The following is a 13,392-nucleotide window of genomic DNA, read 5'->3' as shown; positions in this document are numbered from 1 at the left end:
CGCCATGACGGGGCCCGGTCCGCCGGTGCCGGACGGCCACCGCGGCCGGCTCCTGCTCGCGCTGGCCGCGGTCGCGGTCGGCTTCGCGGCCGCCGACAGCTACGTCGTGGTCCTCGCGCTGCCCGACATGATGGGGTCGGCCGGCCTGTCGGCGGAGGACCTGCAGCGGGCCGCACCGATCCTGTCCGGGTTCCTGCTCGGCTACACCGCGATGCTGCCGCTGATCGGGCGGATCGCCGACGTGCGCGGCCGGCTGCCGGTGCTCACCGGCGCGCTCGTGGTCTTCGCCCTGGGTTCGCTGGTGACCGCGACGGCGTACGACCTGCCGAGCGTGGTGGTCGGCCGGGTCGTGCAGGGCGTGGGGGCCGGCGGGCTGCTGCCTCCGACGCTCGCCCTGGTGGCCGATCTCTTCCCGCCCCACCGACGCGGGGTGCCGCTCGGCGTCGTCGGCGCGGTGCAGGAGCTCGGCAACGTCGTGGGGCCGGTGTACGGCGCCGCGGTGCTCGCCGTCGGGAGCTGGCGCACGATCTTCTGGCTCAACCTGGCCTGCGGCCTGCTCCTGGCCGTCGCCATCCGGCGGCAGGCTCCCGGTGACAGCACCGCGCCGGCCGTGCCGCGACAGCGGTTCGACCGGGCGGGGCTGGCGCTGGCGGTCAGCGCCCTGACGTGCGTGGTGCTGGTGATGACCAGGCCCGGACGACTGCTGGCCGACGTGACGTGGGGCCTGGCGTTCCTGCCGGTGGCGGGGGCGAGTCGCTGGTGGTCACCGCTGGCCCTGGCCGCCTTCACCCTGACCGTGCTGCTGGTGGTGCGGTGCCTGACGTCGCGCCGCCCGCTGCTCGACCTGCGGTCGTGGTGGAGCCTCCTGGACGAGGTCGACGTGCTCAGTGCGCTGCTGCTCTCAGTGGCGCTCGCCGGGGTGATCGTCGCGTTCGCGAGCGCCGACCCGCAGGCCCAGGTGGTGTCGTCGGACGGACCCTGGCTGCTGATGATGAGCACCGCCGCAGCCGCGCTGTTCTGGCGCCGCAATCGGTCGGTCACCCACCCGCTGGTGCCTGCGGGCGCCGTCACGGCGACGCCGGCGTGGGGAGCGCTGGTCGTCAGCTTCTTCGTCGGGGCCGCGGTGATCGCCGCCCTGGTCGACATCCCGATCGTCGCCCGGATCACCGTCTACCCCGACTCCCAGCTCAGCGCCGCCCTGGTCCTGGTGCGGTTCCTGGTCGGGCTCCCCGTCGGCGCGTTCGTCGGCGGGTGGCTCAGTCACCGCGTCAACGCCGGCGTGGTGACCGCCTGGGGGATGGCGCTGTCCGCGCTCGGCTTCGCCTGGATGTCGCGGTGGCCGTTCGATGCCCTGGACCACCCGTGGGCCACCGTGCCCCTGGTCGCCGCCGGGCTCGGCGTCGGCCTGGCGATGGCTCCGGTCAACGCGGCCCTGCTGTCGGCCACCGTGCCCACGGTGCACGGCCTGGCGAGCGCCCTGCTGATCGTGGCCCGCACGGTCGGCAAGCTGGTCGGCATCAGCGTGCTGACCACCCTGGGGCTGCACCGCTACTACACAGCGCAGGCCGACCTGCCCGCGCCGATGGACGTGTGCGGCGAGGGCGACAGCCGGTGCCCGGAGTTCAGCCGGATGCTGCAGGACACCGGACTCGTGCAGCTGCACACGATCTTCCTCGGCGCGGCCGTCAGCTGCGTGGTCGCCGGGGCGGTCGCCCTCGTGGTGTTCCGCCGCGCCGACACCCGCGAGGTGAGGACGACGGCGCTGTCGGCCGGCATCGGCTGACGGAGCGGCTGACGGAGCGGCTGACGGAGCGGCTGGTCAGACGATCGGTGGAGCCTAGGGGACTCGAACCCCTAACCCCCTGCTTGCAAAGCAGGTGCGCTACCAATTGCGCCAAGACCCCTGGAGTGTGCGACGACCCGCTCAGTGAGCCTTGGTCACCGCGTCGGTCGCCTCGGCCCACAGGGCCTGTTCGGTGCGGCCCTCGGAGATCTTCTTGCGGGCGACGAAGGCGCCGACGGCAGCAACGGCGAGCAGCAGGATCTTCTTCATGTGGTCGCCTCCAAGGCGTCGTGCTACGAGTGGGCCTAACAGGACTTGAACCTGTGACCTCTTCCTTATCAGGGAAGCGCTCTAACCGTCTGAGCTATAGGCCCGCACCGCCCCTCACGGGGCGGCATGACTTTATCCCACCCGGCGAGCCCGCTCCCAATCGGTATCGCCCCGGACCGGGCAGGCCGTGGTGGGGCTGGCCTGTGCTCCTCGACCACCGTGAGGTCCGGTCCGGTCACCAGGCGCCCCGAGCCCGGTCCAAGCCGACCACAGTGCGCACGTCGCGCGCGACCGGCCGCCGGGCCGGTCCGACCCCGCACGCAGAGCCGGCGGCAGCGTAGCCAGGCAACGCGGGGCGGCGGCCCGAGCCGGTCGCAGCGCGACCAGTTGTCAGGCGTCCTCGGCGAGGGTGACCTCGATGCCACCGAGCAGCGCGGCCGACATGTTGTAGAGGAACGCGGACAGCGTGGCGATCGCGGTGATCAGGACGACGTCGACGGCGGCGACCAACATGGTGAAGCCCAGGACCCGGTCGGTGCCGATGTAGTCCTCGATGTCGAAGTCGGCGGTGCCGGGCTCGTCGATGACCTCCTTGACCGTGGAGTTGATCGAGTCCCAGACACCGGCTGCGCCGATGACCTCCCAGATCATCGCGACGGCGATGACAGTGACGATGCCGAAGGCGATGGACAGCAGGAACGCGGTCTTCATGACTGACCAGGGGTCGATGCGGGTCAGCCGGAGCCGGGCGCGGCGCGGACCACGGGGCCGCGGCTTGCGCGTGGCGGCGGTCGCGGTCGCGGGGCCGCCGGCGGCTGCCGCCCTGGCGTCCTTGTCGCCGGACGACGTGGCGGCGGCGAGCTTGGCCTGGATCCGCTCGGCGAGCCCCACCCGTACGGCGGTGCCGTCGGGTCCCGGCGCCGGCGAGGCGGGCGGGGCCGTCGGGGCCGGGGACCCGGTGCGCGCGTCAGCCGGCTTGGGCGGACGCGCCGGTGCGGGGGTGCGCGGTGACGCCGGCGGTTGGGCCGGCGGTGCAGGCCGATCGCTCATCAGGCATCATCCTCACCCGGGTCGGGAGCGCCCTCGTCAGACGCCTCGTCGGCGATTGTGTCATCCGCTACCACATCCGCCGAAACCTCGAGATCAGCGACACCCGACTCGACGGTGCTGTCTGAGCCCGTCTCGGAGCCCGTCTCGGGACCGGTCTGCGGACCGGCGTCGGCCTCCTCGTCGATGCCCTCCTCCTCGGCCACCTTGGCCTCGATGGAGCGGGCCACCACGCCGACGCTGTCGCCCTTCTTGGGCGTCACGAACTTGACCCCCTGGGCCGAGCGGCCCAGCGGTCGGAAGTCGGCGTTGATCGGGCTGCGCACGACCTGGCCGCCGACCGTGATCGACAGGACCTCGTCGCCGTCCTCGACGATGAAGGCGCCGACCAGGCCACCACGGTCGGTGTTGGTCAGGCCCATGGCGCGCACACCCTTGGTGCCGCGGTTGGTGAGGCGGTACTCGTTGATGCGCGAGCGCTTGGCGTAACCGCCGTCGGTCATGGTGAAGACGTACTGGACCTTGACGTCGTCGCTCTCCTCGGCGTCCTCGGCCGCGGCCTGCTCGGCGCGGATCACCGACATCGACAGCACCGAGTCGCCTTCGCCGGTCGCCATGCCGGTGACGCCGGAGGTGGCGCGGCCCATCGGGCGCAGCTGGCCGTCGTCGGCCTTGAAGCGCACGGCCTGGCCGCGACGCGACACCAGCAGGATCTCGTCGTCGGGCCCGACCAGCTCGGCGCCGATCAGCTCGTCGTCGTCGTCGCGGAAGTTGATCGCGATGACGCCGGCCTGGCGCGGGGAGTTGTAGTCGCCCAGCCGGGTCTTCTTGACCAGTCCGGCGCGGGTGGCGAGCACCAGGTAGGGCATCTGGTCGTAGTCGCGGATCGCCAGCACCTGGGCGATCGACTCGTCGGGCTGGAAGCTGAGCAGCCCCGCGACGTGGCCGCCCTTGGCGTCCCTCGAGGCCTCGGGCAGGTTGTAGGCCTTGGTGCGGTAGACGCGCCCGGCAGTGGTGAAGAACAGCAGCCAGTGGTGGTTGGTCGTGGCGATGAAGTGCTCGACGACGTCGTCGCCGCGCAGGCTCGCCCCGCGCACGCCCTTGCCGCCGCGCTTCTGGGTGCGGTACTGGTGGCGCAGCGTCCGCTTGGCGTAGCCGCCGCGGGTGATGGAGACGACGAGCTCCTCGTCGGGGATCAGGTCCTCCATCGACAGGTCGCCGTCGGCGGCGATGATCTGCGTACGCCGGTCGTCGCCGTACTTGTCGACGATCTCGGTCAGCTCGTCGGAGATGATCTGCCGCTGCCGGGTCTCGTGGGCCAGGATGTCCTCGAGGTCGGCGATCTCGAGCTCGATGGCGGCGAGGTCGTCGACGATCTTCTGCCGCTGCAGGGCCGCGAGCCGGCGCAGCTGCATGTCGAGGATGGCGGTGGCCTGCAGCTCGTCGACGTCGAGCAGCTGCATCAGGCCCTCGCGGGCCTCCTCGACGTCGGGCGAGCGACGGATGAGCGCGATGACCTCGTCGAGGGCGTCGAGCGCCTTGACCAGGCCGCGGAAGATGTGGGCCCGGCGCTCGGCGTCGGCCAGGCGGTAGCGGGTCCGTCGCTGGATGACGTCGATCTGGTGCGTCACCCAGTTGCTGACGAACTGGTCGATCGACAGCGTGCGCGGCACGCCGTCGACCAGGGCCAGCATGTTGGCGCTGAAGTTGGTCTGCAGCTCGGTGTGCTTGAGCAGGTTGTTGAGCACGACGCGGGCCACGGCGTCGCGCTTGAGGACGACGACCAGCTGCTGGCCGGTGCGGTCGGAGGTGTTGTCGAGCACGTTGGCGATGCCCTGGACCTTGCCGGTCTCGGCGAGGTCGGCGATCTTCTCGGCCAGGTTGTCGGGGTTGACCATGTAGGGCAGCTCGGTGATGACGAGCTGGGTGCGGCCCTTGGCGTCCTCGTCGACGTTGATCACCGCGCGCTGGGTGACCGAGCCGCGCCCGGTGCGGTAAGTCTGCTCGATGCCCTGGCGGCCGACGATGAGCGCGCCGTTGGGGAAGTCGGGGCCCTTGATGCGCTCGATGAGCGCGTCCTGCAGCTCCTCGCGGGTCGCGTCGGGGTGCTCGAGGGCCCACTTGGCGCCGTCGGCGACCTCGCGCAGGTTGTGCGGGGGGATGTTGGTGGCCATGCCGACGGCGATGCCGGCCGACCCGTTGACCAGCAGGTTGGGGTAGCGCGACGGCAGCACGACGGGCTCCTGGGAGCGGCCGTCGTAGTTGGGCTGGAAGTCGACGGTGTCCTCGTGGATGTCGCGGACCATCTCGAGCGCCAGCGGGGCCATCCGGCACTCGGTGTAGCGCATCGCGGCCGCCGAGTCGTTGCCCGGCGAGCCGAAGTTGCCCTGCCCGTGCACCAGCGGCGCGCGCATCACCCACGGCTGCGCGAGGCGTACGAGGGTGTCGTAGATCGCGGTGTCGCCGTGGGGGTGGTAGTTACCCATGACCTCGCCGACCACGCGCGCGCACTTGGAGTAGCCGCGATCGGGGCGGTAGCCGCCGTCGAACATCGCGTAGAGCACGCGCCGGTGCACCGGCTTGAGGCCGTCGCGCACGTCGGGCAGGGCGCGGCCGACGATGACCGCCATCGCGTAGTCGATGTAGGCGCGCTGCATCGAGGTCTGCAGCTCGACGGGCTCGATGCGTCCGCCGGGAGGGGTGGTGGGTGTCTCGGTCATCTCTTCTGCTCACTCTCGATGAGGACGTGGCGCCCGCCGACACGTCGCAATGCGGTGCTCGCTTCGCTGCGCTCCGCTTCCGACGGGTCGGCTGCCCGGCCGCCGGCTCGCTTCGCTCGCGCGCCCGGCGCGTGCTTGCGTGTGTTGTCAGATGTCAAGGAAACGGACGTCCTTGGCGTTGCGCTGGATGAAGGAGCGCCGCTGCTCGACGTCCTCGCCCATGAGGATCGAGAAGATCTCGTCGGCGTGCGCGGCGTCGTCGAGGGTGACCTGGAGCATGAGCCGCTGCTCGGGGTCCATCGTGGTCTCCCACAGCTCCTTGGCGTTCATCTCCCCGAGCCCCTTGTAGCGCTGGACGGGGTTCTCCTTGGGGAGCTTGCGGCCGTTGGCCAGGCCGTGGGCCATGAGCGTGTCGCGCTCGGCGTCGGAGTAGACGAACTCGTGGTCCGACGGCGGGCCGTTCCAGCGGATCCGGTACAGCGGCGGCTGGGCCATGTAGACGAAGCCGCCCTCGATCAGCGGCTTCATGAACCGGAAGATCAGCGTCAGCAGCAGGGTGTTGATGTGGTGGCCGTCGACGTCGGCGTCGGCCATCAGCACGACCTTGTGGTAGCGCAGCTTCTCGATCGCGAAGTCCTCCTGGATGCCGGTGCCCAGGGCGGAGATGATCGACTGCACCTCGGTGTTGGCCAGGACCTTGTCGATGCGGGCCTTCTCGACGTTGAGGATCTTGCCGCGGATCGGGAGGATCGCCTGGACCCGCGGGTCGCGGCCCTGCCGGGCCGAGCCACCGGCCGAGTCGCCCTCGACGATGAAGACCTCGCACTCCTCGGGGTTGGTCGACTGGCAGTCCGACAGCTTGCCGGGCAGCCCGCCGCCGCTGCCGAAGCCCTTGCGCCCGCGGGCGAGCTCGCGCGCCTTCTTGGCGGCCAGCCGGGCGCTGGCGGCGTCCATCGCCTTGCGGACGATGCCCTTGGCCTCGGCGGGGTTCTGCTCGAACCAGGCACCGAGCTGGTCGTTGACGATCTTCTGGGTGAAGCCCTTGGCCTCGGTGTTGCCGAGCTTGGTCTTGGTCTGACCCTCGAACTGGGGCTCGCCGAGCTTGATCGAGATGATCGCGGTGAGGCCCTCGCGGACGTCGTCGCCGGACACGCGGTCCTCGGGCTTCTTCATCAGGCCCCAGTCGAAGCCCGCGTTGTTGACCAGCGAGGTGAGCGCCGCGCGGAAGCCCTCCTCGTGGGTGCCGCCCTCGGCGGTGTTGATGGTGTTGGCAAAGGTGTGGACCGACTCCGCGTAGGTCGTGTTCCACTGCATCGCGACCTCGAGGCTCATGTGGTTGGCCGACGAGGCCGGCGTCTCGGCCTCGAACGAGATCACGGTCGGGTTGGCCGGCGTCTTGGCGCGGTTGAGGTGCTCGACGTAGTCGACCAGGCCGCGGTCGTAGCGGAAGACCTGCTCGATGCCGCCGCCGGCGGCCGAGTGGATCGCGTCGGGGGCGACCGAGTCGACGGCCCGGTCGACGGTGTCGTCGGCGACGGCCTCGGCGAGGTCTGCCGCGGCGGGCCGCTCGTCGCGGACCACGATCTCGAGACCCTTGTTGAGGAAGGCGTACTCGCGCACCCGGCTGGTGATCGTCTCGAGCGAGTAGGTCGTGGTCTCGAAGATCGTCGGGGAGGCGTAGTAGGTGATCGTGGTGCCGGTGCGCTCGCCGGGCTCGAGGGTGCGGACCTCCTCGAGCTCGGTCACCGGGACGCCGACCTCGAAGACCTGGCGCCACTCGTGGCCCCGGTTGCGGACCTCGGCGATCACCTTCGACGACAGCGCGTTGACCACGGAGATGCCGACGCCGTGCAGACCACCGGACACCTTGTAGCCGCCGCCGCCGAACTTGCCGCCCGCGTGCAGGACCGTCAGGGCCAGGGTCAGGGCGGGCAGCTCCTGGCCGGGGGCGGTGTCGGTGGGGATGCCGCGGCCGTTGTCCTCGACCCGCACGCCGCCGTCGGCCAGCAGGGTCAGCACGATCCGGTCGCAGTGGCCGGCCAGCGACTCGTCGACGGCGTTGTCGACCACCTCCCAGATGAGGTGGTGCAGGCCCTTCTCGTTGGTCGAGCCGATGTACATGCCGGGGCGCTTGCGGACCGCCTCGAGCCCCTCGAGGACCTGGATCGACTCGGCGCCGTAGGCGGTGTCGACGGCCGAGCTGGTGATCGTGGTCAGCATCTCCTCGCCGACCTCGTGCTCGGCCAGGGTGCTGTCGGGGGTGACTTCGTCGGACACGCGGGACCTCTTCACGACGGGGGCCCGGTCGGGTGACCGGACATGACGGAGGTCGCGGCTCCAGGGTCGCGACCTCGGTGGCCATAATAGCCCTTCCCGGGCCGCATTTCATGGTCCGGGCGTCCGGCTGTGGACAGGATTGCGACGAGATCGGCCCTCAGCGGCCCGTAGGTGCCGTTCAGGGGCCCTGGGAGGGCCTCGACCAAGGCCCCATACGTCGTCGGGGCCGCTGGACCGGCTCCGAGCCGGTCCGGGTGGGTGCGGGTCGGCACAGGTCGGGCCCGTTCAGCCGTAGGTGTCGCGCGGACCCCGGCCGTCACGGGCCGAGCGCCGACCCTTCTTCCACGTGGGCAGGTGCGGGCCGAGCACCTCCAGGATCGTGACGGTGCCGTGCCCGAGGTCCTCGTTGAGGCGGCGCAGGACGCTGGGGGTCAGCAGGGTCAGCTGCGTGGCCCACGCGGTCGAGTCGGTGCGCACCACGAGCCTGCCGTCGGCGAACGACTCGGGGGTGCAGTGCGCGGCCACGTCGTCGCCGACGAGGTCGGGCCACCGGGCGAAGACCCCGCGGATGCGCAGCTGCAGCTCCCAGCCCCCGCGGTCGACGAGCCGTCCGACCTCGCCCCCGAGCAGTTGCGGGTCGCGGTCGTCGGGGTGGGCCCCCGACACACGGCCGCGTCGTACGTCGCCCGGGGGCGGGGTACGACGGGGCCCCTTGCGTCGGGCGGCCGGCGTGGTGCCGGCCGTCGCCCGGGTGACCTGGCGCGCGAGGTCGAGCCCGTCGTCGGTGTGCGCCGGTTCGACGGGCGTGCTCGGGTCGACGGGCGTGGTCGGGTCGGAGGGCTGCGGGTCGTCAGTCGGCACGGGTCACCTCTCCCCCGGCCACGGTGTAGCGGGTGCCGGCGAGCGCCTCGGGGACGTCGGCGGCCACCGCGGCGGTCACCAGCACCTGCTCGGCCCCCGCGACGAGCGCGGCGAGCTGGGTGCGGCGTTCGGCGTCGAGCTCGGCGAAGACGTCGTCGAGGATGAGGATCGGGTCGTCGCCCTCCGAGCGGAGCAGGTCGTAGGAGGCCAGGCGCAGCGCGAGCGCGAAGGACCAGCTCTCGCCGTGGGAGGCGTAGCCCTTGACCGGGAGCCGGGTGCCGGTCCCTTCCCCGAGGCCCTCCCCGATCCCTTCGCCGGTCGCGGGCAGCGACTGCGGCACCGACTGGCCCAGCGAGAGCAGCAGGTCGTCGCGGTGCGGGCCCACCAGGCAGACCCCGCGGTCGAGCTCGTCGTTGCGGCGGCGTCCGAGCTCGGCGAGTAGCGCCTGGGCCAGCTCACCGCGGTCGGGAGCGGCCGGGTCGACCGTCGCCGCGTGCGGCAGCTCGAAGGAGGCCTTGTAGGCGATCGCCGCGTCGTCGCGTCCGGCGCCGCGGGCCACGGTCGCGTACGCCGCGCCCACGTAGGGACGCAGGTGCTCGACGAGCGTCAGGCGCTGCGCGAGCAGCTCGGCACCGACCTGGGCGAGCTGGGAGTCCCACACGTCGAGCGTCGAGAGGGCGGACTCCTGGCTGGTCGACCCGCGGCGGGCGTGGCCGGCGGTCTTGAGCAGCGTCGCGCGCTGCTTGAGCACCCGCTCGAGGTCGCTGATCGTGCCGGCCAGACGGGGGGTGCGCAGCACCAGGAGGTCGTCGAGGAACCGCCGCCGGTCGGCGGGGTCGCCCTTGACCAGCGTGAGGTCCTCGGGCGAGAAGACGACCGTGCGGACCAGCCCGACGATGTCGCGCACCCGGGGCAATGTCGACTTATTGATTCGTCCCTTGTTCGACTTGCCGACATTGATCTCGACCTCGAGCACGGCGGTGCGGCCGTCCTTGACCACCGCGGCCCGCACGACGGCCTGCTCGGCGCCGGCCCGCACCAGCGGGGTGTCGCCGGCGACCCGGTGCGAGGACAGCCGCGAGAGGTAGTCGACGGCCTCGACCAGGTTGGTCTTGCCCTGCCCGTTGCGACCCACGAACGCCGTGACGCCGGGGCCCAGGGGGACGTCGGCCAGGGCGTAGGAGCGGAAGTTGTGCAGCGCCAGGTGCGAGACGTGCACTGCGTCGATCCTCCTGTGGGGCCGGCCCGCGCGTCCGGTCCCACCGGAGCCTACGGGGCCTACTGTTCTGCCATGAGTGAAGACCCGTTGGCCAAGCAGCCCCCGCCGGATCCCTACGGCTCGGCACCACCGCCGCAGTCCCCACCGCCCCCGGCCTACGGCCAGCAGCCAGGCGGTTACGGGCAGCTCCCGCAGGGCTACGGCCAACCCGCCCCGGGCTACGGTCAGCCCGCACCGGCCGGCTACGGAGCCCCCGGCGCCTACTTCATCTCGCAGATGGGCCAGGAGCAGGGTCCCCTGCAGATCGGCCAGCTGGCGCAGATGGCGACCTCGGGCAACCTCAAGCCCGACACCATGGTGCGCGCCGACAACGGCGCCCAGTGGTTCCCGGCCAAGGAGGTGCCCGGCCTCTACTCCGACAAGGAGTGGCTGACCACGGCGTTGCTGTCGTGGCTGCTCGGCACCTTCGGCGTCGACCGCTTCTACCTCGGCTACACCGGGCTCGGCGTGGCCAAGCTGCTCACCTGCGGTGGCCTCGGCGTCTGGACGATCATCGACCTCGTCCTGGTGCTGATGCGCAAGGTCCCCGATGCGCAGGGCCGCCCCCTCCGCTGACCGCGGGCTCGCCCCGGTCACCACCCAGCTGGTGGCGGCCGGGGCGGCTGCGGCGCTCGGCGCGGCGTTCGTCATCTCGCCCGACCACGTCGAGGACGGGCCGGTCATCTGCCCGTTCCGGCGCCTCACCGGTCTGCCGTGCCCCGGGTGCGGCCTGACCCGATCGTGGGTCTACCTGGCCCACGGCCGGTGGCACGACTCGTTCACCGCGCACCCGTTCGGGGTCGTCGCCGCCGGCGCCGCCCTCGCCCTGGTCGTGGCCGTCGTCGTCGCACTAGCGCGTCGCAGGCCACCGCCCGACCTCGACGCCGTCGTACGCCGGCCCTGGGCGGTCGCGTTCGTCGGCGTCTGGCTCGCCTTCGCGGCGGTCCGGCTGGTGCTGGCCGTCTAGCCGGCCTTCTAGGTCGTCGGGCTCGCGTCGCCGCCGGCCGGTGGGGCGGTGCGCACAGCGTGGCCGCCGAACTGGTTGCGCATCGCCGCCACGGCCTTCATCGCCGGGCTGTCGTCCTGGCGCGAGGTGAAGCGGGCGAAGAGCGACGCGGCGATCACGTGCATCGGCACGGCGTGCTCGATGGCGGCCTCGACGGTCCACCGGCCCTCACCGGAGTCGTCGGCGTAGCCGCGCAGCTGGTCGAGGTGGGTGTCGTCCTCCAGGGCCGCGACCAGCAGGTCGAGCAGCCAGGAGCGGATGACGGTGCCCGTGCGCCAGGAGTCGAAGACCTCGGTGACGTTGTCGACCAGGTCGACCGCCTCGAGCAGCTCCCAGCCCTCGGCGTAGGCCTGCATCATCGCGTACTCGATGCCGTTGTGGACCATCTTGGCGAAGTGCCCGGCGCCGGGCTTGGCGCCGGCGTGCACGAAGCCACCGCCCTCGGGCTTGAGGGCGTCGAACGCGGGCTGCACCTTGGCGACGTCGTCGAGGGACCCGCCGCACATGAGGGCGTAGCCGTTGTCTCGGCCCCACACCCCACCGGAGACCCCGCAGTCGACGAAGCCGATGCCGCGCTCGGCGAGCATCGCGGCGTTGGCCTGGTCGTCGGTGTACTTGGAGTTGCCGCCGTCGACGACGAGGTCGCCGTCGCCGAGCAGGTCACCGAGCTCGGCGATCGTGGCACGGGTCGGCTCACCGGCGGGGACCATCACCCACACGACCCTGGGGCCGTCGGTCGGGAGTGCCGCCACCAGCGCCGCCAGGCTGTCGACGTCGGCGAGGTCGGGGTTGCGGTCGTAGCCGACCACGGTGAGGCCGGCGGCGCGCATGCGGGTGCGCATGTTGCCACCCATCTTGCCGAGGCCGACGAGTCCGATGTGCATGGCTGCTCCTGGGGGTGGCGGTGGGCGGTGCGGGTCGGGCCGCTGTGCCCTACGACAGCAGGCGGCGAGGCATGAGGAGGTAGCGGAACCCCGGGTCGGAGTCGTCGTCGGTGATGCCGCTGAGGACCACGGGCTTGGAGGCCTGGGTGAAGGCGAGCTCGACGACCGACTCGTCGATGGCGGTCAGGCCGTCGAGGAGGAACTGGGGGTTGAACCCCGTCGTGATGTCCTCGCCCTCGATGGTCGCCTGGATCGATTCCGAGGCCTGGGCCTCGTCGCCGGAGCCGGCGTCGAGCGTGAGCACACCGTCGCTGAACTGCAGCTGGACCGCCGTGTTGCGCTCGGCCACCAGGGCCACACGCTTGACCGACTCGATCAGAGCCTGCTTGTCGACGCGGGCGGTGGTGAGCTTCTCGGCCGGGAAGAGGCTGCGGACCTTGGGGAACTCCCCGTCGAGCAGCCGGGTCGTGGTGCGGCGTACGCCTCCGGGCCCGACGCCCTCGAACCCGATGAGCCCCTCACCGGTGCCTCCGGCCGACAGCGCGATGGTGACCTCGCTGCCGGAGGTGAGCGACTTGGCCGTGTCACCGAGGACCTTGGCCGGGACCAGCGCGGCCAGGGACTCGTCGGGAGTGCCCGGTTCCCAGCCGAGCTCACGCTGGGAGAGACGGAACCGGTCGGTGGCCAGCAGCGAGATGGTCGACCCGTCGATCTCGAGGCGGACGCCGGTGAGCACCGGGAGCATGTCGTCGCGTCCGGCGGCGGTGACGGCCTGGGCCACCGCGTGGGCGAAGACGTCGCTCTGCACCGTGCCGGTGGCCTGGGGCATCTGCGGGATGGTCGGGTAGTCCTCCACCGGCATCGTCTGCAGGCTGAACCGCGCCGAACCACACGTCAGCGAGACCCGGGCACCGTCGATGACCATCTCGACCGGCTTGGCCGGGAGGCTGCGGCAGATGTCGGCGAGCAGCCGGCCGCTGACCAGGGCACGTCCCTCGTCGTGGACGTCGGCGGTCAGGGTCGCGCGGGCGGAGGTCTCGTAGTCGAACGTCGAGAGCACGAGGCCGTCGTTGCTGGCCTCGATCAACAGACCGGCGAGCACCGGGGCGCTCGGGCGGACCGGCAGGCTGCGGGCAGCCCAGGCGACGGCGTCGGCGAGGACGTCGCGTTCGACTCGGAACTTCACGAGGGTGTCCTTCGAGGTGACGGTGCGGCTGGTGGGCCTGGTGTGTGGGTCCGGCTGGCAGCAGCACGGTGGTCTGGCGGGTTCGCATCCTGCCACGCGG

General features: G+C 71.8%; 11 protein-coding genes and 2 tRNA genes. 3 read left to right on the top strand and 10 right to left on the bottom strand.

The features are described from left to right. Positions 1–4: 4 nt before the first annotated feature. Positions 5–1,783: an MFS transporter gene (locus tag FZC61_RS17580; RefSeq protein ID WP_148615456.1), complete on the top strand. Its 1,779-nt coding sequence runs from the start codon at positions 5–7 to the stop codon at positions 1,781–1,783. Between the two features lie 48 nt (positions 1,784–1,831). Here FZC61_RS17580 and FZC61_RS17575 read toward each other — a convergent pair. From FZC61_RS17575 to recF, 8 genes are all read right to left on the bottom strand, one after another. Then, positions 1,832–1,904: transfer RNA gene (locus FZC61_RS17575), tRNA-Ala, on the bottom strand. A 20-nt stretch (positions 1,905–1,924) separates the two neighbouring features. Next, a complete protein-coding gene (locus tag FZC61_RS23485) occupies positions 1,925–2,053 on the bottom strand; it encodes a DLW-39 family protein (RefSeq protein WP_211357307.1) in 129 nt (42 codons plus the stop codon). A gap of 30 nt (positions 2,054–2,083) precedes the next feature. Next, positions 2,084–2,157, bottom strand: a tRNA-Ile gene (locus FZC61_RS17570). 286 nt (positions 2,158–2,443) lie between these two features. After that, positions 2,444–3,103, bottom strand: a complete 660-nt coding sequence (locus FZC61_RS17565; RefSeq protein WP_148615455.1) for a DUF3566 domain-containing protein — start codon at positions 3,101–3,103, stop codon at positions 2,444–2,446. Then, on the bottom strand, positions 3,103–5,820 hold the full coding sequence (gene gyrA, locus FZC61_RS17560; protein ID WP_148615454.1) for a DNA gyrase subunit A: 2,718 nt from the start codon (positions 5,818–5,820) through the stop codon (positions 3,103–3,105). Before gyrA ends, FZC61_RS17565 begins: the two co-directional genes overlap by 1 nt. Before the next feature lie 147 nt (positions 5,821–5,967). Then, entirely contained in the window at positions 5,968–8,040 is a 2,073-nt protein-coding gene (gyrB, locus tag FZC61_RS17555) for a DNA topoisomerase (ATP-hydrolyzing) subunit B (protein WP_148615518.1), read from the bottom strand. A 342-nt stretch (positions 8,041–8,382) separates the two neighbouring features. After that, positions 8,383–8,958 (bottom strand): DciA family protein, encoded by a 576-nt coding sequence (locus FZC61_RS17550; RefSeq protein WP_148615453.1) that lies wholly within the window; start codon positions 8,956–8,958, stop codon positions 8,383–8,385. Next, a complete protein-coding gene (gene recF / locus FZC61_RS17545; protein WP_148615452.1) occupies positions 8,948–10,177 on the bottom strand; it encodes a DNA replication/repair protein RecF in 1,230 nt (409 codons plus the stop codon). The genes FZC61_RS17550 and recF overlap by 11 nt, the downstream gene beginning before the upstream one ends. A gap of 72 nt (positions 10,178–10,249) precedes the next feature. On the opposite strand from recF, the gene FZC61_RS23185 reads away from it, so the two are divergent. Both FZC61_RS23185 and FZC61_RS17535 read left to right on the top strand, forming a co-directional pair. Continuing rightward, positions 10,250–10,792 carry an NINE protein gene (locus FZC61_RS23185; RefSeq protein ID WP_170286155.1) on the top strand — a complete coding sequence of 181 codons (543 nt, stop codon included), beginning with the start codon at positions 10,250–10,252 and terminating at the stop codon, positions 10,790–10,792. Next, on the top strand, positions 10,767–11,183 hold the full coding sequence (locus FZC61_RS17535) for a DUF2752 domain-containing protein (RefSeq protein ID WP_148615451.1): 417 nt from the start codon (positions 10,767–10,769) through the stop codon (positions 11,181–11,183). The genes FZC61_RS23185 and FZC61_RS17535 overlap by 26 nt, the downstream gene beginning before the upstream one ends. Before the next feature lie 8 nt (positions 11,184–11,191). Here FZC61_RS17535 and gnd read toward each other — a convergent pair whose 3' ends face one another. Then, positions 11,192–12,106: a phosphogluconate dehydrogenase (NAD(+)-dependent, decarboxylating) gene (gene gnd / locus FZC61_RS17530; RefSeq protein WP_148615450.1), complete on the bottom strand. Its 915-nt coding sequence runs from the start codon at positions 12,104–12,106 to the stop codon at positions 11,192–11,194. A gap of 49 nt (positions 12,107–12,155) precedes the next feature. After that, complete coding sequence (gene dnaN, locus FZC61_RS17525; RefSeq protein ID WP_148615449.1) at positions 12,156–13,292, bottom strand: DNA polymerase III subunit beta; 1,137 nt, start codon at positions 13,290–13,292, stop codon at positions 12,156–12,158. Positions 13,293–13,392: the final 100 nt, after the last annotated feature.

It is taken from the genome of Nocardioides rubriscoriae (genome assembly GCF_008087085.1).
GTDB classification, from domain to species: domain Bacteria; phylum Actinomycetota; class Actinomycetes; order Propionibacteriales; family Nocardioidaceae; genus Nocardioides; species Nocardioides rubriscoriae.
This window is presented reverse-complemented; position numbering and strand designations above follow the sequence as displayed.